Below are 24,478 nucleotides of genomic sequence, written 5' to 3' on the forward strand. Positions count from 1 at the left end.
CCGGCATTTGTGTATGGGTAAGAGCGTTCGCTTGAGCCGCCGTGTCTCGACGGGACCGGCTCTCGCTCGCCGGTGAATGCTCTGGGGGAAGGACAAGCGGTCATGCACGGGTTGCGTTTTCTTGCTGCTTTTTCCGCCTGCGTGATGGCGGCGTCGACGGCGATGGCAGGGCCGATTCTCGATGAGGCCAAGGCCGCCGAGGCGCTGCTCGCCGAAGGCAAACCCGTCGAGGCCCTGGCCTCGCTGGAAGCGGCCTTCAATGCCGCGTGGGATGCGGCGCCGCTCGGCTTTTCGGAAGCGACCTTCGTCACCGGCAAACCGGCTGGCTTCGGCATCTATTCCACCCGTCCCAATGCGGTTTTCCATCCCGACGAGCAGATGCTCGTCTATGCGGAGCCGTTTGGCTATGCCTTCGGCAAGGAAGGCGACCTGTTCAGGATCGACTTCTCCGCCGATTTCGAGCTTCGCACTCCGCGCGGCCAGATCCTGCACGCCCAGGAAGGCTTTGCTTCGCTCGACATGGTGTCGCGGCGGCGGAACAAGGAATTTCAGGTCTATATCGTGTATAACTTCAAGGGCCTGAAGCCCGGCGACTATGTGCTGGTGACCAAGCTCAGCGACCGCAACTCCGACAAGAAGGGCGAGTTCGAGCTGCCATTCACCATCGCCGAGACACCGGCCAACTGATCCTCGATGACGAAAGAGCCTCTCATCCGAAGCGCCGTCGATGCCGATGGCGACAGCATTGCGCGCCTGATCGCCAGCGTTTTCGACGAGTACGAAGGCTGCCCGTTCGTATTTGCCGATTTTCCCGAACTCGCGGCACCGGCAAGCCACTATGAAAAGCGAGGCGGCCGGCTGCTCGTCGCCGAGCATGACGGCATCGTCGTTGGCTCATTCGCCGTTTCCTCCCCCGATGGCGATGGCGTCTTCGAGATCAACAAGGTGTATCTTGCCCGGGATCAGCGTGGCTCGGGTCTCGCTCAACGGCTTTACGCCATGGCCCTCGACGAGGTGGCCCGGCGCGGCGGGCGGGCGCTGAAGCTCTGGAGCGACACCCGCTTTCTCTCCGGTCATCGATTTTACGAGAAACTCGGCTTCGTCCGACAGCCCGTCGTCCGGTTCGTACCGGATGCCACCGACTGCTGGGAGTACGCCTACCGGTTGGAGCTGGATCGCTGACGGACATGCATGTGTCCGAGCTCTGCTGCCATCTTTCGCCGGAGAGGTCCTCTAGGCTGGTCTGGTGACCTTGCGGACGGGACGGCTGCGGCGTAAGAGCCGCGTCCTGGCCGCCTTCCGCCCCTCCGGAGATGTCATGCAGTCGTCGATGCGCCTTTACGCAGCAGGCGCCGCCCTCCTCGCCGTCTTCCTGTTCTCGGGGCTGGACGCCTTGGTCAAGGCGACCACCTACGGCACGCCGCTCGCCATGGTCGTGTTCCTGCGCTACGCCGCCGGCCTGATCTTCTCTTCCGGATCGGCGGCCGCGCAAGGGCAACTGCGCCCCGGATGGCCGACCATTCGGCGTGCCTTCGGACGCTCGCTGGCAGGCCTTTCCTGCGCGGCCCTGTTCTTCGGCGCGCTCAAGCTGCTGCCCCTTGCCCAGACGGTCGCCCTCACCTTCACGTCACCCTTTTTCATGGTGCTGATTTCGGCGGCGATGATCGGTGACCCCGTCACCCGCCGCTCGCTGCTGGCGGCCGCCTTCGGCTTTCTGGGCGTCGTCGTCATGCTGGCGGAAAAGCTGAGCGCGGAGGCCGGAAGCCCTCTAGGCTTTGCCATGGCTCTGTCCTCGGCGGTCGCCTATGCACTGTCCATGATCATGTCGCGACGGGATACCGTTCATGACAGCGTGCCGCAGATGATCCTGGTTCAGAACTTCATCAGCGCGGTGGTGGCGCTTCCCTTCGCTGTTTACTGGTACCAGCCGATAGCGGGCGAGACGCTACTGATGTTCCTGGCCATCGGCGCGCTCGGCACGGGCGGAAACTACGCCATCACCTGGGCCTACAAGCACGCGCCTGCGACGCTGCTCGGCCCCTTCGAGTTCACGGCCCTGATCTGGGCCGTCACCTTCGGCATGGTGTTCTTTGGCGAGATTCCGAGCGTCTACACCCTCATTGGCGCCGCGATCATCATCTGCGCCTGCCTCGTGGTGGTCCAGCCGAACGCCACATCCGCCCGGCCCAAGCCGGACGATGCCTGTCCGTAAAACACCAGACCGACCCTTGACAGGCGGCTGGCATGCGCCTATTTCCGGGCGGCTTGGCACTCATGCTGAGTGAGTGCTAACAGCAAATGTTTTTCGCCGTGGTCTGCGAGGCAAAAGCGCGCAAGCCGCAGGCATTTCAAAATTGAGGAGCCGAACATGAAGTTCCGTCCCCTGCACGACCGTGTCGTCGTTCGTCGGCTGGAGTCTGAGGAGCGCACCGCTGGTGGCATCATCATCCCGGACACCGCCAAGGAAAAGCCCCAGCAGGGCGAAGTCGTCGCCGTTGGTCCGGGCGCCCGTAACGAGAAGGGCGAACTCGTCGCTCTCGACGTCAAGGCCGGCGACAAGGTGCTGTTCGGCAAGTGGTCGGGCACCGAGGTGAAGATCGACGGTCAGGACCTCCTGATCATGAAGGAATCCGACGTGATGGGCATCATCGGCTGATCCACTCAGCCTGTCTCGTCCTCCGTTAACCTCTCATTTCAAGGAAAAAATCCATGGCTGCCAAGGAAGTCAAATTCGGTTCCGACGCCCGCGAGAAGATGCTGCGCGGCGTGGACATCCTCGCCGATGCCGTCAAGGTCACGCTGGGTCCCAAGGGCCGCAACGTCGTGATCGAGAAGTCCTTCGGTGCCCCGCGCATCACCAAGGACGGCGTGTCGGTCGCCAAGGAAATCGAGCTTGCCGACAAGTTCGAGAACATGGGCGCCCAGATGGTCCGCGAAGTCGCTTCGAAGACCAACGACAAGGCTGGCGACGGCACCACCACCGCCACCGTTCTGGCCCAGGCCATCGTCCGTGAGGGCGCCAAGGCGGTTGCCGCCGGCATGAACCCGATGGATCTGAAGCGCGGCATCGACATGGCCGTCGCCGAGGCCGTCAAGGACCTGAACGCCCGTTCGAAGAAGATCTCCACCTCGGCCGAAGTCGCCCAGGTCGGCACGATCTCCGCCAACGGCGAGACCGAAATCGGCCAGATGATCGCTGACGCGATGCAGAAGGTCGGCAACGAGGGCGTCATCACCGTCGAGGAAGCCAAGACCGCCGAGACCGAACTCGAAGTCGTCGAAGGCATGCAGTTCGACCGCGGCTACCTCAGCCCCTACTTCGTGACCAACGCCGAGAAGATGGTCGCCGATCTCGACGATCCGTACATTCTCATCCACGAGAAGAAGCTGTCCAACCTGCAGGCCCTGCTGCCGGTGCTCGAGGCTGTCGTCCAGTCCTCGCGTCCGCTGCTGATCGTTGCCGAAGACGTCGAGGGCGAAGCCCTTGCCACGCTCGTCGTCAACAAGCTGCGTGGTGGCCTGAAGATCGCCGCCGTCAAGGCGCCGGGCTTCGGCGATCGCCGCAAGGCCATGCTTGAGGACATCGCCATCCTGACCGGTGGCCAGGTGATCTCGGAAGATCTCGGCATCAAGCTTGAGAACGTCACGCTCGCCATGCTCGGCCATGCCAAGCGCGTGTCGATCTCCAAGGAAAACACCACGATCGTCGACGGCGCTGGCGCCAAGGCCGACATCGAGGCTCGCGTTGCCCAGATCAAGGCGCAGATCGAGGAGACCACCTCGGACTACGACCGCGAGAAGCTGCAGGAGCGACTGGCCAAGCTCGCCGGTGGCGTTGCCGTCATCCGCGTCGGTGGCTCGACCGAAGTCGAAGTCAAGGAGAAGAAGGATCGCGTCGATGACGCGCTCAACGCCACCCGCGCCGCCGTCGAAGCCGGCATCGTCCCGGGCGGTGGTACGGCCCTTCTTCGCGCCAAGGCCGCCGTTGCCAAGCTCAAGTCGAGCAACCTCGACATCGAGCGTGGCATCAAGATCGTTCTCGCCGCCCTTGAGACGCCGATCCGTCAGATCGCCATCAACGCTGGCGTCGAAGGTTCGGTGGTTGTCTCCAAGGTGCTCGAGAAGGGTGAAACCTTCGGCTTCGACGCCCAGAACGAGACCTATGTCGACATGATCCAGGCCGGCATCATCGATCCGACCAAGGTCGTGCGCACTGCCCTGCAGGACGCCGCTTCGGTCGCCGGTCTGCTGGTCACCACCGAGGCCATGGTCGCCGAGCTTCCGAAGAAGGACTCTGCGCCTGCCATGCCCGGCGGCGGCATGGGCGGCATGGACTTCTGATCCAAAGGATCTGAACGTCCGTAAAGGACAAAGCCAAATTGGGCGTCGCGAAAGCGGCGCCCTTTCTTTTTGGAGTTATTGCTCGCCTTACGAAAGCTTCATCCGCGCCGCCGCAATGTTGCCGCGATCGGGCCGTGCTGTCGCATCGACAAAATCCAGAGATTTCATTTCGGTGGCGCCGAATTTGATTGTCACCGCGAAGGGATTCTGCGTCAGTTCGTCGACTATCCGCCGTTCCGGGGACACCACATGAAAGCACTCTTTGCGACGCTCGCGCTGGCCTGGCGCCTCGCCGTTCCGTACTTCAAGGAAAAGCGACAGGGCGAGCTGGTCTTCCGATGGTTCAAGATTCGGATGCAGGAGCGCTGGATCGGACTTGGCTTTCTGGGAACGATCCTCGCGCTCAACGTCGCCCAGGTCTATCTCAACGTCTGGTTCAACAGTTGGTACAACACCTTCTATACCGCGATGCAGGACCGGAACGGTACGGCTTTCTCGGCCCAACTGGTGTTATGGTGCGTGATCGTCGCTCCGCTCATCGCTTCGCTCGTCGTCGAGATCTACCTCACCAACTGGCTGCGCATTCGCTGGCGGGACTGGATGACGGACCACTTCGTCAATCGTTGGATGAGCAACGCCAACTATTACCGCCTGTCGCAGGTCGCCAGCGGCACCGACAACCCGGATCAGCGTATTGCCGAGGATATCCGCGATTTCATCAGCTACACGCTGACCATCTTCGTCCAGATCTTCAACACGGTACTGACGCTTTACGCCTTCACCATGGTGTTGTGGTCGATCTCGGCCGAGTTCCCCTATTCGATCGGCGGCTTCGACCTGTCCCTCATTCCGGGTTATCTCGTCTGGGCGGCGGTGATCTACTCGATCATCGGCACCTACTTCACCCATATGACGGGTCGCAAGCTCATCACCCTGCGCTTCCGCCAGCAGCACGTCGAAGCCGACTTCCGCTTTGCCATGATGCGCCTGCGCGAAAACGCCGAAGAGGTGGCCCTGCTGAAGGGCGAGGAGCCCGAGAAGCGAGTCTTCAAGGGGGCATTCGAACGCTTGAAGGTGAACTTCTACGAAATCATGGACGTGACGCGTAATCTCAACATCGTCACAGGGTTCTACGGCAACCTCTCCGTCATCTTTCCGCTTGTGATGTTGGCACCGGCCTATTTTGCGGCCGGTTCCACCATGCAGCTCGGCGTGATGATGCAAGCCTCTCAGGCCTTTGATAAAGTGCAGACCAACTTTTCCGTCTTCGTCTCCCTGTACGACACCATCGCCAACTGGAAGGCGGTCCTCGACCGTCTCACCACGTTCGAGCGGGCGATGTCGGCGGCCGAGGCAAGTGCGGCCAAGCCGGGCGTAGCGTTGAAGCCGACCGGTTGCGACACGATCAGCGCCGATGGAGCTGTCGTCTCCCTGCCCAACGGCTCGCCGCTGGTTCGCCTGGACGATGCCGCTTTCGAAAAGGGCAAGTCGGTGCTGATCTCCGGCCCTTCCGGAGCAGGCAAGACGTCGGTGTTCCGGGCGCTCGCCGGTATCTGGCCGTTTGGCAGCGGCGAGCTCGGCATCCCCGAGAACGCAAAGGTAATGGTGCTGCCCCAAACAGCTTATCTGCCGCTCGGTACGTTGCGAGAAGCGCTGGCCTATCCGAATCCGGCCGAAACGCAGGACGACGCCAAGGTTCGCGACGTGCTCGCCGCCGTTGGTCTGGGCGCATTCGCCGACCGGCTTGACGACCTCTCGGAAGGTCCGAATCTCGCGTCGCGTCTTTCCGGAGGGGAACAGCAACGTGTGGCCATCGCGCGGGCGATCCTCGCCGAGCCCGATTTCCTGCTGCTCGACGAGGCAACCGCCTCGCTGGACGAGATTTCGGAATCGACTCTCTATCACCTGCTTCGGGAGCGCCTTCCGAGAACAGCTATCGTTTCCATCGGTCATCGCACCTCGTTGAAGTCGCTGCACGACGAACTCGTCGAGTTGCGAAAGCCCGAGAACGACGGGCCTTACGTACTCGGAGCAGCGAAACCTATCACCGCCGCCTGATGGCTGAGTGACCACTCCACGACCAGAGAGCAACCGCATGGGGCGCATTGTTTCCTTGACGGGAACAATGCGTCGCTCTTTTCATGGCTATGCCGCCAGCGTCTCCGTAGCTATACGGATAGCAACGGCGTCAGGCGATGCCGCCCTCTCTCGAACGCGGAGTTTCCGACATGGACAGCATCAAGGCCCCGGCTCTGCTCGCCGGACGTATTCTTCTCTCGATCATCTTCATCACCTCCGGCTGGGGCAAGATCACCGGCTATGCCGGGACCGCTGGCTACATGGAAGCCATGGGCGTGCCGTCCATCCTGCTGCCGCTGGTCATCCTGACCGAGCTCGGCGGCGGTCTCGCCATTCTCGTCGGCTTCCAGACGCGTATCGCCGCCTTCCTGCTGGCCGGCTTCTGCGTCGTCTCCGGCTACCTGTTCCACTACAAGGGGATCACCGGAACTGCCGGCCAGGAAATGATGGACATGATGAACTGGCTGGCCTTCATGAAGAACGTCACCATCGCCGGTGGCTTCCTCGCGCTGCTGGGTGCCGGTGCTGGCGCGCTGTCGGTCGACGCCAAGCTCGGCAAGGCCTGACCCCCACAACACAACCCGAAGGGGCAGGCACACGTGCCGAACGGCCGGTTCGCCTTGCCCTTTCGCCGCTTATCGATTACTTGAAAACCCGCGCGCCCCGCTCGCGGGTTTTCGCGCGTTTTGGCCAGTTATGGCCGCTATTTCAGGGCACAGGACTGATGTCGGATTATCTGAAGGCGCGCCTGCCGCGCGGTCTCGTCGATCGTACCCCCGCCGAACTCAAGGCGACCGAGGCCATGATCGAGACCATCCGACATACGTACGAAATCTACGGCTTCGAGCCGGTGGAAACGCCGCTGATCGAGTATACCGACGCGCTCGGCAAGTTCCTGCCCGATCAGGACCGGCCGAACGAAGGCGTGTTTTCGTTCCAGGACGACGACGAACAGTGGCTGTCGCTGCGTTACGATCTCACCGCGCCGCTCGCCCGCTTCTATGCCGAGAACCATGAGAAGCTGCCCAAGCCCTATCGCAGCTATCGCAACGGTTGGGTGTTTCGCAACGAGAAGCCCGGCCCCGGCCGCTTCCGCCAGTTCATGCAGTTCGACGCCGACACGGTTGGTGCGCCGTCGGTCGCCGCCGACGCCGAAATCTGCATGATGATGGCCGACACGATGGAAGCCCTTGGCCTCAAGGGGCAGTTCATCGTCCGCGTCAACAATCGCAAGGTGCTTGATGGCGTGATGGAAGTGATCGGCCTTGCCGGAGACGACAAGGCGGGGACCCGCCTCACCGTGCTGCGCGCCATCGACAAGCTCGACAAGATCGGCCCGTCCGGCGTGCGCGACCTTCTGGGCGCCGGCCGCTGGGAGAACCCCGAGGAGAAATCTGGCGACTTCACCAAGGGAGCCGGTCTTTCGCCCGAGGCGGCCGATGTCGTGCTGGCCTTTGTGGCCAGTGGCGCCGACAGCGCGGCGGATACCGTCGCCAATCTCGGCAAGCTTGTCGCCGGCAGCCCGCGCGGCAGCGAGGGCGTCGAGGAGCTGAAGCTGATCGCCAGCCTAGTCGACGCCGCCGGCTACGCCGACAAGGTGAAAATCGACCCGTCGGTGGTGCGCGGCCTCGAGTACTACACCGGCCCGGTGTTCGAGGCGGAACTCACCTTCGAGGTGACCGGCGACGACGGTCGCCCGGTGCGTTTCGGCTCGGTGGGCGGCGGCGGCCGTTACGACGGCCTCGTCGGCCGCTTCCTGAAGGAACCGGTGCCGGCCACCGGCTTCTCTATCGGCGTTTCTCGCCTGATGGCGGCGCTTCGGACGCTCGGCAAGGTCGGCGTCGACAAGGTCAACGGTCCCGTCTGCGTCCTGGTGATGGACAAGACGACCGAGGCGCTCGCCGGCTATCAGAAGATGGTGGCCGAGTTGCGCGCCGCCGGCATCGCCGCCGAGATGTATCTCGGCGCCTCCGGCATGAAGGCGCAGATGAAATATGCCGACCGGCGCAACGCTCCCTGCGTCATCATCGAAGGCTCCAACGAGCGCGACGCCGGCATCGTTCAGATCAAGGATCTGGCGCTCGGCAAGGAACTGTCGGCGGGCATCACCGACAATGCCGAGTGGCGCGCCTCGCGTCCGGCCCAGAAGGAAGTCGCTCGTGCCGACCTGATTGCCGAAGTCAGATCGATCGTCGAGGCGGCGGGGGGCTCGGCATGACCGACGCCGTCCAGATCGCGCTCGACAGCTTCAAGGCGGGCGGCTTCACCGCCGTCGACGTGCCCGTTCTCCTGCCGATGGAGGACTTCGTCCGCATTTCCGGCGAGGAGTTCCGCCGGCGCATCTTCGTGACCTCGTCGAACAACGGCCACGACTGGTGTCTGCGTCCGGAGTTCACCATTCCCGTGGTGCGCACCATGCTGGCCGCCGAGCCGGCCGGCGGTCGCTTCTGCTATTCCGGTCGCGTCTTCCGGAACGGCCGTCCCGGCGAGGCCGACGAGGTTTGGCAGGTGGGCGGCGAGATTCTCGGCGACCATGACCCTGTGGCAACCGATGCGGCCGCCCTCGCCCACGCCGTGGCGATCACTGCGGCCTGTGGCGCCACCCGCCAGCGGATCATCGTCGGCGACGTGGCCCTGTTCTCGGCCCTGCTTGCCGCCCTCGACATCCCGCCGGCCTGGAGGGCGCGCCTCACAGCCCTGTTCGGGGAGCCCGAGAAGATCGCCGACACGTTGGCGCGTCTTGAACAGCGCCGCTTCGGCTTTCCGGGCTTTGCCGCCCACACCGAGATCATCGAGGCGCTCTCCGCCTTCCCGGCCGAGAAGGTCGGCCAGCTTTTCGCCGATATCCTGTCGATTGCCGGCGTGAAGACGGTCGGTGGGCGGACCACCGGCGAGATTGCCGAGCGGGTGCTCGAGCAGGCGATGCTTGCAGCCTCGGACGGGGTGCCGGCCGAGACCATCGCCGCGATCACCGAATTCATGTCGATGCAGGACGAGAACGGTGGCGATCTGGCGATTGCCGATGGCGTCATTCGTCTGGAGGCCCTGTCGGCCCGGATTGGCGACCGGGTGCCGTTCCGTGCCGCCGTCGATCGCTTCAAGGCGCGCGTCGCGGCTATTGCCGCGCTCGGCGTCGACCTTTCGACGCTGCATTACGCCGCCGGCTTCGGCCGCCGGCTCGGCTATTACGACGGCTTCGTGTTCGACATTCACGACGCCACCCGCATCGAGGTGGGACAAGTCAGCGGCGGCGGCCGCTACGATGGACTGGTGCGTCACTTCAAGGCCGCCGAGGCGGTCAAGGCGGTCGGCTTCGCCGTCTGGCCCGAGCGTTTCCGGAGGGCGTCATGACCGAGCCGCTGATCGTTGCCGTACCGTCCAAGGGGCGACTGCAGGAGCAGACCCTCGCCTTCTTCGAACGCGCGGGTTTGCCGATCCGGCAGGCACGCGGCGCCCGCGACTATTTCGGCACCATCGATGGGCTGAAAGGCGTCGAAGTGCAGTTCCGCTCGGCCTCCGAGATCGCCCGCGAGATCGGCGCCGGCAACGTGCATCTCGCCGTCACGGGAATCGACCTGTTGCACGAAACGCTGGGCGGCGACGACGGCGCCCGCGTGGTGGCCGAGGAAGCGCCCCATCCGGCCCACATCGTGACGCGGCTTGGCTTCGGCCGCGCCGACGTGGTGGTGGCCGTGCCGCAAGCCTGGCTCGACGTGCACAGCATGGCCGACCTTGCCGACGTGGCCGCCCGCTTCCGCCTGAAGCACTACAGGCCGATGCGAGTCGCCACCAAGTATGTCGCCCTGACGCGCCGCTTCCTGACCGCCCACGGCGTCCACGATTATCTGATCGTCGAAAGCCCGGGCGCCACCGAGGGAGCGCCGGCCGCCGGTACGGCCGAGCTGATCGTCGACATCACCTCCACCGGTCAGACGCTGGTCGAAAACGGCCTCAAGATCGTTGATGACGGCGTCATCATGCGCTCCGAGGCGGCTCTCGCCGCTTCGCTCGCCGCCCGCTGGACGGAAGCGGCCCGCACCGCCTGCCGGGGAATGCTCACCCGCATCGCCGCCGACGACCGGGCACGGTCGGTTCGACGCATCGATGCCGTCATGCAACCGTCGTCGGTGCTGCCCGAGGAACTCAGGGCGCGCACCGACCTGACCCTCCTGTCGATGCATGACGAGGGGCTCAGCCTCCTGGCGCCGAAGGCGCGCGCCCAGGCCGAAGCCGAGGCATTGATCGCGCGTGGCGCGACGACCACGATCGTCTCATCGGTGGAGTATGTCTTCGAGGCGAAGAACGCGCTCTACGAAAAGCTTGAAGCCAAGTTGGCCTGACACGCTGCCGGCGCGAGACCTTGTCTCGCGCCACCGACCGCTCATTTCGGCCGGATGAAAGCGGCCCGGTCCTTCTCGACGGCATCGCGGACGTCGCAGCCGGTGAGATGGTCGTTGACCAGCCCCATGGCCTGCATGAAGGCATAGACGGTGGTCGGGCCGACAAAGCTCCAGCCGCGCTTGCGAAGCTCCTTGGAAAGGGCGGTGGATTCCGCCGTTTTCGGCTGGATATCCTTCACGGTGAAGACGGCCGGCTGGCTCGCCGGATCCGGTTCGAAGCGCCAGATGAAGGCGGCCAGCGAGCCGGCCTCGGCCTGAAGGTCGAGGGCGCGCCTGGCGTTGTTGATCGTCGAGACGATCTTGCCCCGATGACGCACGATGCCGGCATCGCCGACCAACCTGTCGACATCCGCGTCGGTGAAGGCGGCAACCGTCGGAATGTCGAAGCCGGCGAAGGCGGCACGGAAGTTCTCGCGCTTCCTCAGGATGGTGATCCAGGCAAGGCCGGACTGAAAGCCCTCGAGGCAGAGCTTTTCGAACAGGCGGGTGTCGTCGGCAACCGGCCTGCCCCACTCCTCGTCGTGATAGCGACGATAAATCGGATCGGGCCCTGCCCAGAAGCAGCGGTTGACGCCGTCTTCGCTCGTGATGATGCCGTCCATGCCACCCGCCCTTCGTTCGATTGTGGAGTCCAGCGAACCCTAGTGGCGGCAATTGCCATGAACTGGCAGCAGCAAAAACGGCGGCCGTCGCCGGCCGCCGCGAAATAATCGCCTCAGGAGACGATCAGGCAAACAGCGCGTCGATGTCGTCCTGCGTGGCGCGATCGGCGGTCGGCAGGGCCGGCCCGTTGAGCAGCGCGGCGTCGCCGACACGGCGAAGCGACTCGTCGGCCTCGATCGAGTTGAAGGCCTCCATGCCGCCCCAGATCTCCATCATGCGGTTGACGCGATCTTCGATGAAACGAAGGACGTTGACCACCTTGGTGATGCGCTGTCCGGTAAGGTCCTGGAAGTTGCATGCCTCATAGATGGCCAGCACGCGCTCCTGGATATCTGCGGCCATCGCCTGCTTGTCGCCCTTGAGATGAGCCACGAGATTATTGGCGTCATCGTCGATCTTTTCGACGGCCGCCAGAATGCTCTCGGTGGCGTGCTCGGTGCCTTTCACTACGGCATCGAGTTCGTCGGTGACGCGGCTCATGTCCTCGCCCTTGAAGCCGGAAACGTGAAGGCTGGCGATTTCCTGCTTGGTGCGGGAAATGGCCTCCTGGATTGTTTCCATCTCGGACTTCAGCTTGTAGGCCTCGGTGAACTGCTTCTGATAATCGGCAATGATGTCCTTGCTGATTTCCTGATGCGGTTTGACCAGCTTTTTGATCTCATTGAGCTCTTGGAGGATAGTGTCGGCGCGGATGTCGCTTGTCGGCCCGGGCACCGCGCCGACGCCAAGCATAGCTTCGATACGATAAGCTTTGCGAGCCAACGCCATATTCCACTCCTCGCATCCGCGGTCGAAATGGCCGCCACCCACAGGCGGCACCGCCGAGTGAGCGAATTTTAGGGTCAGGCGGTTAACAACGTGTATGCCGGAAACAATACCCCGCAAAATTTCCGGCGGAGTTTCAGATAGTTGGGAGGGTAGGCGATACGATTCCTTAACCATGGCGACAATTCGGTCGATTTGAATGGAAAAGGGTCGCACTCCATTCACCATTCCTAGACCGCCCGCCCCTAGCCTCGGTTCCAGCGAATGGCCGGCGGACCGCCGGACACGCGGATGTTTTCCAATCGAGGTTCCAACGATGAGAACTGCCGCCTTGTTCCTCGCCGGGGTTGCTGCCGTCGTGGTCACGACGGGTTCGGCCGTCGCCCAGGCCGGTCGCTATCTCGCGCCACCGCCGGTCGTGCTGTCGCCCAATCTCACCGATCCCTGGGTGATGCAACTCCAGCCGGGCAACGTTCCGATCTACGCGGTGCCCGAGGCACGCACCCCACGTGCCTGGTCGGCACCAACGGGAGCGGAGGCGAAGGCGGCCCGCAAACCGGATCCGCGCAGCTTGCAGCTTGCGCCGGAACTGTTGCCGCAAGAGGTGACCTATGACGGCCCCGGCGTGCCCGGGTCCATCGTCATCGATACCGTCAATCGCTTCCTGTACCTCATCGACAACGGCGGCACGGCGCGCCGCTACGGCATTGGTGTCGGCCGGCCGGGATTTACCTGGGCGGGAGAACACCGGATTACTCGCAAGGCCGAATGGCCGGACTGGCATCCACCGGTCGAAATGCGGCGGCGGCAACCCGGACTGCCGGTCATGATGCCGGGCGGGCCGAAAAATCCCCTCGGCGCCCGCGCCATGTATCTCGGCTCGACGCTCTACCGCATCCACGGCACGGCCGAACCGTGGACCATCGGCCACGCCGTTTCCTCAGGCTGCATCCGCATGCGCAACGAAGACGTCACCGACCTTTACGAGCGGGTGAAGGTCGGAACGCGCGTGATCGTGTTGTAGTCGCCTCACCCTCGGTCTTTTTCGCCCAAGGCTCGGTCACGCGTACCGTTTTGGATGGCGGCGGTCTCGACAATCGAGACCGCTGCCGCCTAGTTTCCGGGAATTGTTGTGATTCGCCTTTGGCGCGCCGCTTCCCGGCGCCAGTCTTTCAGGTCTCTCCATGATGCAACTGTCCGCCGTTCCGGTGCGTCCGCTGATGCTGGCGCTTGCCGCCGGTCTCGTCCTTTCCGCGTGTGTCTCCTCCAAACCGGTGGAGCCACCCAAGCCGCCCGTCGTCGAGAAGCCCGTCAAGCCGCTGTCCTATCTGCCCGACGACACCGCCGATGACGCGCGCGACCTCAATCTTGTCGGCGACCAGTTGCCTCCCGAGCCGTTCCGCCGCGCCGAGATCGATTTTCCGACCGAAGAACCGGCGGGAACGGTCATCATCGACACCTCGGAAAAGCATCTCTATCTCGTGGAGGAGGGCGGCAAGGCGCTTCGCTACGGCGTCGGCGTGGGACGCCAAGGCTTTTCCTGGAAGGGCACCGTGGAGATCGGCAGCCGGCAGAAGTGGCCCCGCTGGTTCCCGCCCAAGGAAATGATCGCCCGCGAGGCAGCGCGCGGCCACAACATTCCCGACATGATGGAAGGCCAGATCGGCAACCCGCTCGGCGCCCGCGCCCTTTACCTCTACGACGGCCCCAAGGATACGCTGTTCCGCATCCACGGCACGTTCGATCCGAAGAGCATCGGGACCAACGCCTCCTCCGGCTGCATCCGCATGGCCAATGCAGACGTGATGGACCTCTACGAGCGGGTCAAGGTCGGCGCGCGCGTTGTGGTCCGCTGAGGCATCCCCTCAAAACTCGGCGATCCGCTTGGTGTAGGCTTCGAGCACGCAGCCTCGCGGGTCGCCGGTGCGGGCACATTTCAACATCTGCGCCCGCCATGTGCGTTGAGAGGCCCTGAGTTCGGGAACCTGGTCGGCGCTGGCGCGGGAGAGCGCCCGCGCGAAATCCCTGGCAAGGCGCAGATCGAGATCGGCGAGCGCGTCGTCGCCGCAGATCATCTTCTCGACTTCGGACCTGGCGCCATCGCAATCGAAGCTGGGTTGCGCCGCCGTGGCCGGCAGCGTCAACATCGCCATCAGGACGATGACAACGATGCCCGAGCCTGCCACCAACCCATTCATGCCGTTTCCTTTCGTAGAACGACGTCTTTCGGCCGAAACCGTCCGTCGCCCAGAAGCGCCGCGCCAGTTGCGCAAGACTAGCGCATGACCACGTTGCCCGTCCATGGCCGCCTTACGGTGGCGGTGCCGCCGTTCGCGTGAAAAGACCCCATAAAGGCGACGTTTTTGGGGGCGAAAGCGGACATTTGGTAGTCGATTTCAGTTTCCGCCTCGTTACTGGCAGAGGCCGGTCTCAATCCCGCCCTTCTGATTGCGAAGATCGATCGTTGCGCGTATCACCTTGGCCGCGAAATAAATAGAATGGAGCCACCATGATCGCGCCGAAACCGCGGGTCGCGCTCTTCGTGACTTGTCTCGTCGACTTCTTCCGCCCGACGGTCGGCTTTTCGGCCGTCAAGCTGCTGGAAGATGCCGGCTGCGACGTGTCCGTACCGGCCGGTCAAACCTGCTGCGGCCAGCCCGCCTACAACTCCGGCGACCGGGCGGGGGCGCGAGCGCTGGCCGAACGGGTGATCGGCCTGTTCGAAAGCTTCGATCACGTGGTGATCCCATCCGGCTCCTGTGCCGGCATGATCAAGACGCACTATCCGGACCTGTTTTCCGGCGAACCCGGCTGGCAGCTCCGCGCCGAGGCGCTTGCTGCCAAGACGCATGAACTCACCTCGTTCCTGGTCGACGTGCTGGGTGTCGCCCCATTGCCCGCCACCTGGGAGGGCACGGCGACTTATCACGACTCCTGTTCGGGCCTCCGGGAACTCGGCCTCAAGGAACAGCCGCGCCGGTTGCTGTCGGCGGTCGATGGTCTCGCCATCAAGGAAATGCGCGATCCGGAAGCCTGCTGTGGTTTCGGCGGCACCTTCTGCGTCAAGTATGACGAGATCTCCAACGCCATCGTCGAGCGCAAGGTCGCCGACGTCAGGGCCACCGGCGCCGACCTGTTGCTGGCGGGCGACCTTGGCTGCCTCCTCAACATCGCCGGCAAGCTGAAGCGCGAGGGCTCCAGGGTCGAGGTCCGCCATGTCGCCGAGGTCCTGGCCGGCATGGCGTCCGGACCCGCCATCGGGGAGACGAGAAAATGAGCGGTGGTCTCTCCCCACGATCCTTTCCGAACAACGCCCGCGCGGCGCTCGCCAATCCGCCCCTGCTCAAGGCCATAGCCCATATCGAGGAGACGCTGGTCAGCGGTCGTCGGCGCGCTGCCGAGGCGCTGCCCGAGTTCGACGCGCTGCGCGATGCGGGGCGCGACATCAAGGCGCACGCGTTGAAACATCTCGACCTCTACCTCGAGGCTTTCGAGAGGAAGGTGGTAGAGGCCGGCGGCTTCGTGCACTGGGCGGCCGATGCCGCCGATGCCAATCGCATCATCCTCGGCATCTGTCAGGAAGTTGGCGCCCGTCGGGTGACCAAGGGCAAGTCGATGATCACCGAGGAGGTCGGCCTCAACGCCTTCCTTCAGGCCAACGGCATCGCGCCCGTGGAGACCGACCTCGGCGAGTACATCATCCAGCTCCGGGGCGAGACGCCAAGCCACATCATCGCTCCGGCCGTCCACGTCAACAAGGAGCAGGTGGCCGCAGATTTCCGCCGGGCGCATGCCGATCTCGACCCAAAGCGCAACCTCGATGAACCGACCTCGCTTCTTGCCGAGGCGCGGGGCGTGCTGCGCGAACGCTTCCTCTCGGCGGACGTCGGCATCACTGGCGCCAACTTCCTGGTCGCGGAGACGGGATCGACGGTGATCGTCACCAACGAAGGCAACGGCGACCTCACGCAGATCCTGCCGAAGACCCATATCGTACTCGCCTCTATCGAGAAGGTGGTGCCGACGCTCGAAGACGTCGCCACCATCATGCGGCTGCTTGCCCGCTCGGCCACCGGGCAGGAGATGAGCGTCTACACCACCTTCTCCACCGGCCCGCGCCGCGCCGGCGATCCCGACGGCCCCGAGGCGTTCCACGTGGTCCTGCTCGACAATGGTCGCTCGGCCATGCTCGGCAGCGAGTTCGAGGACATGCTGCGCTGCATCCGCTGCGGCGCCTGCATCAACCATTGTCCGGTCTATCGCTCGATCGGCGGGCACGCCTACGGCTCGGTCTATCCCGGGCCGATGGGCTCGGTGCTGACGCCGTCGTTGCAGGGCCTCGACGCATCGGCCCATCTTGCCAACGCCTCGACGCTTTGCGGCCGCTGCGAAAGCGTCTGCCCGATGCGCATTCCCCTGCCGAAAATGCTGCGCCACTGGCGGGAGAAGGAGTTCGAACGTCACCTGACACCCAGGAAGGCCCGCTTCGGTCTCGCCATGTGGCGCTTCCTCGCCACACGGCCGAGTCTTTATGGTCTCGCAACTCGCCTTGGCGCCTGGGGGCTGGCGCGCCTCGCCGGCCGGGATGGCTCGCTCCGCCAGGTACCGTTGGCCGGAGGCTGGACACGCTGGCGCGATCTGCCGGCGCCGGAGGGCGGCACCTTCCGCACCGAATGGGCCAAGCGGGGGAGGACGTGATGTCGAACCGTGACGCCATCCTCGGACGCATTCGCCGATCGCTCGGCGTGTCCGGCTCCGACGCCACCCGGCTCGCCGCCGTCCGCCACCGCTTGGCCGAGACGCCGGTGAATGTCGTGCCGGCACGCGGCCAGTTGCCGAGCGCCGAGAGGGTCGAACTGTTCGTTCGCAAGGCAGGCGAGATATTCGCCAGCGTCTCCCGCCTCGGCAGCCGCGACGACATCCCGACCGCCGTCGCCAACGATCTGCGCGAGCGCAATCTGCCGCAGGCGGTCCGGCGCGGTGACGATCCGCGCCTTGCGACTTTGCCCTGGGACCGGGAAGCGCAACTGGCGGTGACGATCGGTCCGAGCGACGGCAGGGATCTTGTCGGCATCAGCCATGCCGACGCCGGCGTCGCCGAAACGGGCACGGTGGTCCTGACATCCGGTCCGGACAATCCGACGACGCTCAACTTCCTGCCCGATCACCATATCGTGGTGGTCGACGCCTCGACGGTGGCCGGCGACTATGAGACGGTGTGGGCCGATCTTCGCCGACGCTTCGGTGCAGGGGCAATGCCGCGCACCGTCAACCTGGTGACCGGTCCGTCGCGGTCGGCCGACATCGAGGAAACATTGCTGCTCGGCGCCCACGGCCCGCGCAGCCTGCACATTCTGGTGGTGGGGTAACCGATGCCGATCCTGACGCTCGTCTTCTACACCGGCGCCCTCGCCGTCGCGGCGGCTTCTCCCGGTCCCGGCATGACGGCCGTGGTGGCACGCGCGCTCGGCGGCGGCTTCCGGGCCGGCATGACATTCATCGTCGGCATCGTCTTCGGCGACCTGTTCTACCTGACGCTCGCCATCTTCGGCCTCGCCTCACTGGCCCAGGAGTTCAACCTCGCCTTCCTGGTGATCCGCTACGTCGGCGCGGCCTATCTGCTCTATCTCGCCTACAAGCTTTGGACCTCGCGCGCCGATCCGGCCGAGGTGGCCGCGAAAGCGCGCTCCGAGAGCGCGTGGCGGACGGTGCTGGGCGGCTTCACGCTGACGCTGGGCAATCCGAAGACCATCGTCTTCTACATGGCTCTCCTGCCGTCGCTGATGCCGATCGAAAGCATAACGCTGACCGGATACTTCGAGCTGATCGGCATCTCGATCGTGACGCTGATGGCCGTCGGCGTGGTCTATGCGGCGGCGGCGGCCGGAGCACGGGAATTCTTCCGCAGTCCGAAAGCGTTGCGGCGGCTTAATCGCGCAGCCAGTACGATGATGGCCGGCGCTGCGGCCGCGGTGGTGGCGCGGTAGGCGGCATCGGCTCTTTCGAGCCTACTCCGCCGCCAGATTCATCACCTGATCGGTGGCGCCGAGGTTGCCGAGCGACGTGACGATGTGCTTGGCGAGCGCGTCGTGGATCGGGCTCTTGGCGTGTTCGGCACGCAGGAGGCCGATCTCGGCCGGTTCAAGCTCGGGGAACCCCTCGCGCAGACCGAGAATACGCATGTTGGCCTTGAGAGCGCTTTCCGGCAGCACCGAGACCGCGAGACCGGCCAGCACCGCACCCGACAGCGCCAGCGCCGCGCTGGAAATATAGGCGACGCGGAAGCGCCGGCCCTCGCGGTCGAGGGCGCGGACGACATTGGCGCGCCAGCAGCAGTCGTCCGGACCAAGGGCGAGCGGCACCGGATCAAGTTCGTGGACGCTGTGATCGCGCGAGCCGACCCAGAACAGCGGCTCGCGCCGGATCACCTCGCCGCGCAGCGAGCCGTAGTAGCCGTGATTGATGATGCCGAGATCGAGACGGCCGTCGCGGATCATGTCGGAGACGGTGACCGAGCGTTGGCATTCGACTGTGATCTCGATCATCGGATTGATGCGAGAGAAGCCGGCCAGCACCGGCGGCAACAGTCGATCGGCGTAGTCGTCGGGAATGCCGAGGCGAACCGAGCCCGTCAGGCCAGGATCTTCGAAGGCGGCGAGCGTCTCGTCGTTGAGGCGGATGAGACGGCGCGCGTATTCGAGCAGCCGCCGACCATCCTCGGTGAGGCGGCTCTGGCGGCCGTCGCGGGAGAAGATCGGCTTGCCGACCCGATCCTCAAGACGTCGCATCTGCATGGAAACGGCAGACTGCGTCTTGTGAACGACGTCAGCGGCTGCCGTGAACGAGCCCACCTCGGCGATGGCGACAAAGGTTCTGAGTTGATCAAGGTCGAGAACGTTCATCTTCAACAATCCTGATGAATAGCCGAACGGCAGCCTATCCAGCGATGACCGTCGGTTTTCGGGTGGCTTCCCATCGCCCCGAGTGGTCTCATGCAGTCAGACCCGTGATATCAAATTTCGTCATGAAAAGCATCAAAAACATGCGTTGGACTGATTGATAGCCCCATGAGATAAATCCACTATCGAAACACCGTAGCGGCATATCCACATCAGAGATGCAAGGCCGCAATGTTCTGCTCGGCGAGCAGAGCAAATACGCAGGAGCCAAGAGAATGACCCTGATCCTTGATCATGCATCCTCGCACCGCGTCTCCTCCCTTCGCCCGATTCACGAGGCGACTCGTCTCGCGGGTGCGCTGTTCCGCCGTATTGGCGCCCTGATTGCAGCGGAAATCGACCGCCGGCAAACCATGCAACTGTTGGAGTTCGATGCACGGGCGCTGAAGGACATGGGCATTTCCCATGCCGATGTCGAAGGCGCGCTGCTCGTCCCCATCGACCGCAAGCCGAGCTACACGCTGGCCTCCCGCCGTGCGGAAGCCCGCCGCGCCGAACGGGAACAAGCTCTGGAAGCCGCTGCTGCGCTTCGTGATTAACACGTACGTGTTTCATAAGAGATACGCATAAGTCCGATAGGAAACATTCATCGGAGTTATGAAGTGGTAAACGAAATCTCAACGGGGCTTCCAAGTGAAGCCCCGTTGGCGCCTCAACTCAAACCTCAACCCCTGACCCAACGCAACGCCGAACCATCCAAAGCCCCTTGATGGAGCCGATCATGTCCACGACCCTCGCGTCCACCACCTTCGCCGCCGCTTTCGTCACGACGTTCACCTCGCTGGTGCGCGCCGCAGCCGAGCGCACGGGGTTCGTCGCGAAGATTATGGTCAATCGCTGGATGGCCAAACAACTCTGCGACTTCACCGATCACGAGCTGGCCGATATCGGTCTCAGCCGATCCGACGTACGCGAAGCCCTCGACGGTCCGCTTCATGCCGATCCGTCGCTCAGGCTCGCCGCGATCGCTCGTGGCAATTCGATGAACATGAACAGTGTTGTCGCGCGCCGCGCAGAGAGCGTGGAGTTCACGCCCTTGGTCAGGGGGAGGGAAGAATGATCGCACCCAGACTGGAAGACTGCGTCAACGATCTTTGCCCCATCACCCGCCGTCCCGTCAGCCCCGATGCTCTGACCTACTATAAGGGCAAGGTGGTCGGCTTTGCCGACCGACAGGCGCGCGACACCTTCCTCGCCGCGATGCTGGCTTTCGAAACGGCCATCCAGCCGCCGCCGGAGGTTCGTTACTCGATGCCGCTCAAGAAGCAGCGCCAGAAAGAGCTGGAAGCGGCCTGAGGTATTTCCGCGAGCGCACCTCCACCCCGGTGCGCCCGTACGGGGTCCGGGCCATCCGCCTCCCTTCCGGACCCTTCCTATCCCGGCCCCCTGCCGGAACAACTGGCGGCGTCGCAAGGCGCCGCCTCTTTTTTTGTCCCGTGGCGGCGTGCTATTGGCTTGCCCATGGCCCATTCCGATTTCCGAACGCCGCGCGTCTTTGTTTCAACGCCGCTCGATGGCATGCCGGTATCCTTCGACCGCGACCAGAGCAATTACCTGCTCAACGTGCTGCGCCTCAAGGAAGGCGATGGCGTGCTGGTGTTCGACGGTCAGAATGGAGAGTGGCGGGGCAGGCTTGGACTTGCCGGGAAGAAGTCCGCCGAACTCCTGGACCTGCGACCAAGCCGACCTCAGCCGGCAGTTCCTGATCTTCTCTATCTCTTCGCGCCGCTCAAGCACGCCAGGCTCGACTACATGGTGCAGAAGGCGGTGGAAATGGGTGTCGGCCGGATACGTCCCGTGCTGACGCAGCATACCCAGGCCAGCCGGGTGAACACCGAGCGGATGCGAGCCAACGTGATCGAGGCGGCCGAGCAATGCGGCGTGCTCCACGTGCCCGCCGTCGAAGACGAGGAAAAGCTCGATCGGTTACTTGGCCGGTTCGAACGCGACGAACCGCTCCGCCGGCTGATCTTCTGTGACGAGGGGGAAGAGACGACCAACCCGCTCGCCACATTGGCGGCGCTGCCTCGCGGGCCGCTTGCCGTACTGATCGGACCGGAGGGCGGCTTTTCGGAAGACGAGCGGCGGACCCTCAGGGCCCTGCCCTTCGTCACCGCGATTCCCCTGGGCCCGCGCATTCTGCGCGCCGACACGGCAGCGGTGGCGGCCCTCGCCGTCGTCCAGACGACGCTCGGCGACTGGTAGATCCGGTTCCTGACACGATCGTGAGCGGATGAGGAGCAAAACGTTTCTCCCCGACCACCTGGCGACAATTGAACAAACCTCACCGTGCGGCTAGGTTGCCGCCCAATCCGAGGGGGCCTCTCATGGCGCGCGACACGTCCGACACTACGCCGATCACTTCCGTCGCCGATCTCGTCGAGAGGATCGCCGGCGGCTGCAAACCCAGGGAACGCTGGCGGATCGGCACCGAGCACGAAAAGGTGGGCTTCCGCAAGTTCAGTCATGCGCCGGTTCCCTATGAGGGGCCGGGCGGAATCCGGCAACTGCTAGAAGGCATGGAAGGGCTCCTCGGCTGGGAGCCGATTGCCGACCGGGGCCAACCGATCGGCCTGCTCGATCCGACTCACGGCGGCGCCATCAGCCTCGAACCGGGCGGTCAGTTCGAGCTCAGCGGCGCGCCGCTCGTCAACTTGCACCAGACGGCGACCGAGCTGCAGGCGCATATGATGCAGGTTCTGGAAATCGCCACGCCGCTCAAAATCGGCTTCCTCGCCCTCGGCGCCAGTCCGATTTGGACGTTGCCCGAAACGCCGGTGATGCCGAAGTCGCGCTATGCCATCATGTCCGACTACATGCCGACGGTCGGCACGCGCGGCCTCGACATGATGTTCCGCACCGCCACGGTACAGGTGAATCTCGATTTCGCCTCCGAAGCCGACATGCGACGGAAGATGCAGGTGTCGATCGCGCTGCAGCCGATCGCCACGGCGCTGTTCGCCAATTCGCCCTATCTCGACGGCCGGGCCACCGGACGCCTGTCCGAGCGTTCCGAGATCTGGCGCGACACCGACAATGCGCGAGCCGGCATGATTCCCTTCGTGTTCGAGACGGGATTCGGCTTCGAACGTTACGTCGAGTGGGCGCTCGACGTGCCGATGTACTTCATCAAGCGCGGCGACACCTACCACCGTGCCACCGACATCACCTTCCGGCAGTTCATGGCCGGTGGCTTCCGCGACCGGTTGCCGGGTGTCGAACCGACCATCGGCGACTGGGACAATCACTTGGGCACGCTGTTCCCGGAAGTGCGGCTCAAGCGTTATCTTGAAATGCGCGGCGCCGATTCAGGCTCTACCGACCACATCCTGGCGCTGCCGGCCTTCTGGGTCGGCCTTCTCTACGATCAGGCGTCGCTCGATGCCGCCTGGGACCTCGTCAAGACCTGGACCGCCGAGGAGCGGCAGCGCCTGCGCGACGACGTGCCGGCGATCGCTCTTAAGGCGGAGATCGGCGGGCGAACGGTACGCGACATCGGCCGCGAGGTGGTGGCGCTGTCGCGGGCAGGCCTCACCCGGCGCGCCCGGCTCAACCGCTGCGGCCAGGACGAGACGAGCTATCTGAAGCCGCTCGACATCATCCTCGATCGCGGCAAGACAGAAGCCGAAGTGCTGCTTGAGAAATTCGGCAACAATCTCGACGGCATCTTCTGCGCACTCGACATGCAACCGATGGGCGACCTCGGCTGCCTCTGACGGCGCTTTCCGGTGACCGGCGGCGTTTGACGCCCCGGCCTCCGGCCTCCATGATCGCCGTTCTTGCGAGTCGTCGCGCGCGGCTCACCTCAGCTTTGCCGGATGATCCTCGGTGACCGACGCCCTTTCCAATGCCGCAGAATTTACAGTTTCCGAGATTTCCTTCGCGCTCAAGCGCAGCGTCGAGGACCAGTTCGGATTCGTGCGCGTACGGGGAGAAATCTCCGGCTATCGAGGACCGCACTCCTCAGGCCATGCCTATTTTGCCCTGAAGGACGAGGGCGCCCGCATCGAGGCCGTGGTCTGGCGCGGCGTGATGGGCAAGCTGCGTTTCAAGCCAGAGGAAGGCATGGAGGTGATCGCCACCGGGCGCCTCACCACCTACCCCAACTCGTCCAAGTACCAGATCGTCATCGATGCGTTGGAACCGGCCGGGGCCGGCGCGCTGATGGCACTGCTCGAAGAGCGCAAGCGCAAGCTGGGCGCCGAAGGACTGTTCGACCCGGGCCGGAAACAGCTTCTGCCCTACCTGCCGCGCGTCGTCGGCGTCGTCACGTCGCCGACCGGCGCCGTCATCCGCGACATCCTGCATCGCCTCGCCGATCGCTTTCCGGTGCATGTGCTGGTCTGGCCGGTGAAGGTGCAGGGTGAGAACTGCGGGCCAGAGGTGGCCGCAGGCATCGCCGGCTTCAATGCACTGCCCGAGAATGGGCCCATTCCGCGACCCGACGTCATCATCGTGGCGCGTGGCGGCGGCAGCCTCGAAGACCTCTGGGGATTCAACGACGAGGTCGTGGTCCGGGCGGCAGCGGCGAGCGAGATTCCCCTGGTTTCCGCGGTCGGCCACGAGACCGACTGGACGTTGATCGACCTCGCCTCGGACGTGCGAGCCCCGACACCGACCGGTGCGGCCGAAATGGTGGTGCCCGTGAGGCGCGAACTGATGGACCGCGTGGACGACCTTGGCCGGCGCCTCACCGGCGCCAGCCTCAGGGCGGTCGACCTCAGGCGAACGCGGCTCGTTGCCGCCGCGCGCGCCCTGCCGCGCGCCGCGGATATCCTCGCCCTGCCCCGCCAGCGCTTCGACAGCGCCGCCAACGCCCTGCCGAAAGCCCTCAGCGCCAACACCACCTGGCACGCCCGGCAGTTCGAGCGGGTCACGGCCCGCCTGACGCCGGCAAGCCTTCTGAGAACCCAGGCGCAACTTGCCGAGCGGCTGTCCGTCCTGTCGGCGCGCGGCGGCCGCGCCATCGGCGAGCTGATCGCCCGACGGCGGGGACGTCTCGAACAGGTGACCTCGGTCTTCGACGCGGTCAACCACATGGCGACGCTGAGGCGAGGCTATGCACTGGTGCGCGACGGCGAGGGAAAGCCGGTATTCCGTGCCGGCGGGCTTGCGGCAGGGGCGGCGGTCGAGATCGAGTTCGCCGACGGCCGGGTGCGCGGTCGGGTGGGCGACGAGCCCTCTCCGGCTGCGGAGGCAAAGCCGACGCCGCGCCGTCCCCGCACGAAGACCGGCCCCGACGATCAGGGCAATCTTTTCTGAGCGAGACGT

The 24,478-nt window shown here is 64.6% G+C and carries 27 protein-coding genes; 22 read left to right on the plus strand and 5 right to left on the minus strand.

Annotation, left to right across the window (positions count from 1 at the left end):
- Positions 1–102 precede the first annotated feature (102 nt).
- The 5 genes from QQZ18_RS12295 (at position 103) to groL (ending at position 4,341) form a co-directional block, all read left to right on the plus strand.
- Positions 103–687, plus strand: coding sequence for a hypothetical protein (locus QQZ18_RS12295; RefSeq protein WP_284541216.1), 585 nt, complete (start codon positions 103–105; stop codon positions 685–687).
- Between the two features lie 6 nt (positions 688–693).
- A complete protein-coding gene (locus tag QQZ18_RS12300; protein WP_284541217.1) occupies positions 694–1,182 on the plus strand; it encodes a GNAT family N-acetyltransferase in 489 nt (162 codons plus the stop codon).
- A gap of 136 nt (positions 1,183–1,318) precedes the next feature.
- On the plus strand, positions 1,319–2,212 hold the full coding sequence (locus tag QQZ18_RS12305) for a DMT family transporter (RefSeq protein ID WP_284541218.1): 894 nt from the start codon (positions 1,319–1,321) through the stop codon (positions 2,210–2,212).
- 156 nt (positions 2,213–2,368) lie between these two features.
- Positions 2,369–2,656 (plus strand): co-chaperone GroES, encoded by a 288-nt coding sequence (groES, locus tag QQZ18_RS12310; RefSeq protein ID WP_026782155.1) that lies wholly within the window; start codon positions 2,369–2,371, stop codon positions 2,654–2,656.
- 53 nt (positions 2,657–2,709) lie between these two features.
- On the plus strand, positions 2,710–4,341 hold the full coding sequence (gene groL, locus QQZ18_RS12315; protein ID WP_284541219.1) for a chaperonin GroEL: 1,632 nt from the start codon (positions 2,710–2,712) through the stop codon (positions 4,339–4,341).
- Between the two features lie 87 nt (positions 4,342–4,428).
- On the opposite strand, the gene QQZ18_RS12320 is transcribed toward groL, so the two are convergent.
- Positions 4,429–4,590, minus strand: a complete 162-nt coding sequence (locus QQZ18_RS12320) for a hypothetical protein (protein WP_284541220.1) — start codon at positions 4,588–4,590, stop codon at positions 4,429–4,431.
- Here QQZ18_RS12320 and QQZ18_RS12325 point away from each other — a divergent pair, their 5' ends adjacent.
- From QQZ18_RS12325 to hisG, 5 genes are all read left to right on the plus strand, one after another.
- Positions 4,591–6,399 carry an ABC transporter ATP-binding protein/permease gene (locus QQZ18_RS12325; RefSeq protein WP_284541221.1) on the plus strand — a complete coding sequence of 603 codons (1,809 nt, stop codon included), beginning with the start codon at positions 4,591–4,593 and terminating at the stop codon, positions 6,397–6,399.
- 170 nt (positions 6,400–6,569) lie between these two features.
- A complete protein-coding gene (locus tag QQZ18_RS12330; protein ID WP_284541222.1) occupies positions 6,570–6,986 on the plus strand; it encodes a DoxX family protein in 417 nt (138 codons plus the stop codon).
- Positions 6,987–7,144: 158 nt separating this feature from the next.
- Complete coding sequence (gene hisS, locus QQZ18_RS12335) at positions 7,145–8,638, plus strand: histidine--tRNA ligase (protein ID WP_284541223.1); 1,494 nt, start codon at positions 7,145–7,147, stop codon at positions 8,636–8,638.
- Entirely contained in the window at positions 8,635–9,771 is a 1,137-nt protein-coding gene (locus QQZ18_RS12340) for an ATP phosphoribosyltransferase regulatory subunit (RefSeq protein ID WP_284541224.1), read from the plus strand. Before hisS ends, QQZ18_RS12340 begins: the two co-directional genes overlap by 4 nt.
- A complete protein-coding gene (gene hisG, locus QQZ18_RS12345) occupies positions 9,768–10,760 on the plus strand; it encodes an ATP phosphoribosyltransferase (protein WP_284541225.1) in 993 nt (330 codons plus the stop codon). Before QQZ18_RS12340 ends, hisG begins: the two co-directional genes overlap by 4 nt.
- Positions 10,761–10,801: 41 nt before the next feature.
- On the opposite strand, the gene QQZ18_RS12350 is transcribed toward hisG, so the two are convergent.
- Together QQZ18_RS12350 and QQZ18_RS12355 are read right to left on the minus strand one after the other, a co-directional pair.
- Positions 10,802–11,422 carry a DNA-3-methyladenine glycosylase I gene (locus tag QQZ18_RS12350; protein ID WP_284541226.1) on the minus strand — a complete coding sequence of 207 codons (621 nt, stop codon included), beginning with the start codon at positions 11,420–11,422 and terminating at the stop codon, positions 10,802–10,804.
- Positions 11,423–11,546: 124 nt separating this feature from the next.
- Complete coding sequence (locus tag QQZ18_RS12355) at positions 11,547–12,464, minus strand: protein phosphatase CheZ (RefSeq protein WP_284541227.1); 918 nt, start codon at positions 12,462–12,464, stop codon at positions 11,547–11,549.
- Positions 12,465–12,564: 100 nt separating this feature from the next.
- Between QQZ18_RS12355 and QQZ18_RS12360 the strand changes: the two genes are divergently transcribed.
- Both QQZ18_RS12360 and QQZ18_RS12365 read left to right on the plus strand, forming a co-directional pair.
- Complete coding sequence (locus tag QQZ18_RS12360) at positions 12,565–13,272, plus strand: L,D-transpeptidase (protein WP_284541228.1); 708 nt, start codon at positions 12,565–12,567, stop codon at positions 13,270–13,272.
- A 160-nt stretch (positions 13,273–13,432) separates the two neighbouring features.
- Positions 13,433–14,104: a L,D-transpeptidase gene (locus QQZ18_RS12365; RefSeq protein ID WP_284541229.1), complete on the plus strand. Its 672-nt coding sequence runs from the start codon at positions 13,433–13,435 to the stop codon at positions 14,102–14,104.
- A 9-nt stretch (positions 14,105–14,113) separates the two neighbouring features.
- Here QQZ18_RS12365 and QQZ18_RS12370 read toward each other — a convergent pair whose 3' ends face one another.
- Positions 14,114–14,446, minus strand: a complete 333-nt coding sequence (locus tag QQZ18_RS12370; RefSeq protein WP_284541230.1) for a lysozyme inhibitor LprI family protein — start codon at positions 14,444–14,446, stop codon at positions 14,114–14,116.
- Between the two features lie 311 nt (positions 14,447–14,757).
- On the opposite strand from QQZ18_RS12370, the gene QQZ18_RS12375 reads away from it, so the two are divergent.
- Genes QQZ18_RS12375 through QQZ18_RS12390 form a run of 4 tightly spaced genes read left to right on the plus strand, consistent with a single transcriptional unit; the run spans position 14,758 to position 18,235 of the window.
- On the plus strand, positions 14,758–15,525 hold the full coding sequence (locus QQZ18_RS12375; RefSeq protein WP_284541231.1) for a (Fe-S)-binding protein: 768 nt from the start codon (positions 14,758–14,760) through the stop codon (positions 15,523–15,525).
- The gene (locus QQZ18_RS12380) at positions 15,522–16,946 is read left to right on the plus strand and encodes a LutB/LldF family L-lactate oxidation iron-sulfur protein (RefSeq protein ID WP_284541232.1); all 1,425 of its coding nucleotides are present in this window, start codon (positions 15,522–15,524) and stop codon (positions 16,944–16,946) included. The genes QQZ18_RS12375 and QQZ18_RS12380 overlap by 4 nt, the downstream gene beginning before the upstream one ends.
- The gene (locus QQZ18_RS12385; RefSeq protein ID WP_284541233.1) at positions 16,946–17,617 is read left to right on the plus strand and encodes a LutC/YkgG family protein; all 672 of its coding nucleotides are present in this window, start codon (positions 16,946–16,948) and stop codon (positions 17,615–17,617) included. The genes QQZ18_RS12380 and QQZ18_RS12385 overlap by 1 nt, the downstream gene beginning before the upstream one ends.
- 3 nt (positions 17,618–17,620) lie before the next feature.
- Positions 17,621–18,235, plus strand: coding sequence for a LysE family translocator (locus QQZ18_RS12390; RefSeq protein WP_284541234.1), 615 nt, complete (start codon positions 17,621–17,623; stop codon positions 18,233–18,235).
- A 21-nt stretch (positions 18,236–18,256) separates the two neighbouring features.
- Here the strand turns inward: QQZ18_RS12390 and QQZ18_RS12395 are convergent, their stop codons facing one another.
- Complete coding sequence (locus tag QQZ18_RS12395) at positions 18,257–19,150, minus strand: LysR substrate-binding domain-containing protein (protein ID WP_284541235.1); 894 nt, start codon at positions 19,148–19,150, stop codon at positions 18,257–18,259.
- A 272-nt stretch (positions 19,151–19,422) separates the two neighbouring features.
- Here QQZ18_RS12395 and QQZ18_RS12400 point away from each other — a divergent pair, with 272 nt between their 5' ends.
- The 6 genes from QQZ18_RS12400 (at position 19,423) to xseA (ending at position 24,469) form a co-directional block, all read left to right on the plus strand.
- On the plus strand, positions 19,423–19,746 hold the full coding sequence (locus QQZ18_RS12400; protein WP_284541236.1) for a DUF1127 domain-containing protein: 324 nt from the start codon (positions 19,423–19,425) through the stop codon (positions 19,744–19,746).
- Between the two features lie 182 nt (positions 19,747–19,928).
- Positions 19,929–20,267, plus strand: a complete 339-nt coding sequence (locus QQZ18_RS12405) for a DUF1127 domain-containing protein (protein WP_284541237.1) — start codon at positions 19,929–19,931, stop codon at positions 20,265–20,267.
- Complete coding sequence (locus QQZ18_RS12410; RefSeq protein ID WP_251755280.1) at positions 20,264–20,503, plus strand: glutathione S-transferase; 240 nt, start codon at positions 20,264–20,266, stop codon at positions 20,501–20,503. Before QQZ18_RS12405 ends, QQZ18_RS12410 begins: the two co-directional genes overlap by 4 nt.
- A gap of 165 nt (positions 20,504–20,668) precedes the next feature.
- Entirely contained in the window at positions 20,669–21,412 is a 744-nt protein-coding gene (locus QQZ18_RS12415) for a 16S rRNA (uracil(1498)-N(3))-methyltransferase (RefSeq protein WP_284541238.1), read from the plus strand.
- Positions 21,413–21,534: 122 nt separating this feature from the next.
- A complete protein-coding gene (locus QQZ18_RS12420) occupies positions 21,535–22,923 on the plus strand; it encodes a glutamate--cysteine ligase (protein ID WP_284541239.1) in 1,389 nt (462 codons plus the stop codon).
- 112 nt (positions 22,924–23,035) lie between these two features.
- The gene (gene xseA / locus QQZ18_RS12425; protein WP_284541240.1) at positions 23,036–24,469 is read left to right on the plus strand and encodes an exodeoxyribonuclease VII large subunit; all 1,434 of its coding nucleotides are present in this window, start codon (positions 23,036–23,038) and stop codon (positions 24,467–24,469) included.
- Positions 24,470–24,478 lie beyond the last annotated feature (9 nt).

This window comes from Pleomorphomonas sp. T1.2MG-36, assembly GCF_950100655.1.
In the GTDB taxonomy this organism is placed as follows: Bacteria; Pseudomonadota; Alphaproteobacteria; order Rhizobiales; family Pleomorphomonadaceae; genus Pleomorphomonas.

Coding starts and splice junctions, on each gene's coding strand:
- QQZ18_RS12410 (WP_251755280.1), top strand. CDS start 20,264: ATGATCGCACCCAGACTGGAAGACTGCGTCAACGATCTTTGCCCCATC.
- QQZ18_RS12325 (WP_284541221.1), top strand. CDS start 4,591: ATGAAAGCACTCTTTGCGACGCTCGCGCTGGCCTGGCGCCTCGCCGTT.
- QQZ18_RS12375 (WP_284541231.1), top strand. CDS start 14,758: ATGATCGCGCCGAAACCGCGGGTCGCGCTCTTCGTGACTTGTCTCGTC.
- QQZ18_RS12305 (WP_284541218.1), top strand. CDS start 1,319: ATGCAGTCGTCGATGCGCCTTTACGCAGCAGGCGCCGCCCTCCTCGCC.
- groES (WP_026782155.1), top strand. CDS start 2,369: ATGAAGTTCCGTCCCCTGCACGACCGTGTCGTCGTTCGTCGGCTGGAG.
- hisG (WP_284541225.1), top strand. CDS start 9,768: ATGACCGAGCCGCTGATCGTTGCCGTACCGTCCAAGGGGCGACTGCAG.
- QQZ18_RS12400 (WP_284541236.1), top strand. CDS start 19,423: ATGACCCTGATCCTTGATCATGCATCCTCGCACCGCGTCTCCTCCCTT.
- QQZ18_RS12330 (WP_284541222.1), top strand. CDS start 6,570: ATGGACAGCATCAAGGCCCCGGCTCTGCTCGCCGGACGTATTCTTCTC.
- QQZ18_RS12370 (WP_284541230.1), bottom strand. CDS start 14,446: ATGAATGGGTTGGTGGCAGGCTCGGGCATCGTTGTCATCGTCCTGATG.
- QQZ18_RS12365 (WP_284541229.1), top strand. CDS start 13,433: ATGATGCAACTGTCCGCCGTTCCGGTGCGTCCGCTGATGCTGGCGCTT.
- QQZ18_RS12340 (WP_284541224.1), top strand. CDS start 8,635: ATGACCGACGCCGTCCAGATCGCGCTCGACAGCTTCAAGGCGGGCGGC.
- QQZ18_RS12380 (WP_284541232.1), top strand. CDS start 15,522: ATGAGCGGTGGTCTCTCCCCACGATCCTTTCCGAACAACGCCCGCGCG.
- groL (WP_284541219.1), top strand. CDS start 2,710: ATGGCTGCCAAGGAAGTCAAATTCGGTTCCGACGCCCGCGAGAAGATG.
- QQZ18_RS12300 (WP_284541217.1), top strand. CDS start 694: ATGACGAAAGAGCCTCTCATCCGAAGCGCCGTCGATGCCGATGGCGAC.
- hisS (WP_284541223.1), top strand. CDS start 7,145: ATGTCGGATTATCTGAAGGCGCGCCTGCCGCGCGGTCTCGTCGATCGT.
- QQZ18_RS12360 (WP_284541228.1), top strand. CDS start 12,565: ATGAGAACTGCCGCCTTGTTCCTCGCCGGGGTTGCTGCCGTCGTGGTC.
- QQZ18_RS12390 (WP_284541234.1), top strand. CDS start 17,621: ATGCCGATCCTGACGCTCGTCTTCTACACCGGCGCCCTCGCCGTCGCG.
- QQZ18_RS12405 (WP_284541237.1), top strand. CDS start 19,929: ATGTCCACGACCCTCGCGTCCACCACCTTCGCCGCCGCTTTCGTCACG.
- QQZ18_RS12415 (WP_284541238.1), top strand. CDS start 20,669: ATGGCCCATTCCGATTTCCGAACGCCGCGCGTCTTTGTTTCAACGCCG.
- QQZ18_RS12350 (WP_284541226.1), bottom strand. CDS start 11,422: ATGGACGGCATCATCACGAGCGAAGACGGCGTCAACCGCTGCTTCTGG.
- QQZ18_RS12420 (WP_284541239.1), top strand. CDS start 21,535: ATGGCGCGCGACACGTCCGACACTACGCCGATCACTTCCGTCGCCGAT.
- QQZ18_RS12295 (WP_284541216.1), top strand. CDS start 103: ATGCACGGGTTGCGTTTTCTTGCTGCTTTTTCCGCCTGCGTGATGGCG.
- QQZ18_RS12395 (WP_284541235.1), bottom strand. CDS start 19,150: ATGAACGTTCTCGACCTTGATCAACTCAGAACCTTTGTCGCCATCGCC.
- QQZ18_RS12385 (WP_284541233.1), top strand. CDS start 16,946: ATGTCGAACCGTGACGCCATCCTCGGACGCATTCGCCGATCGCTCGGC.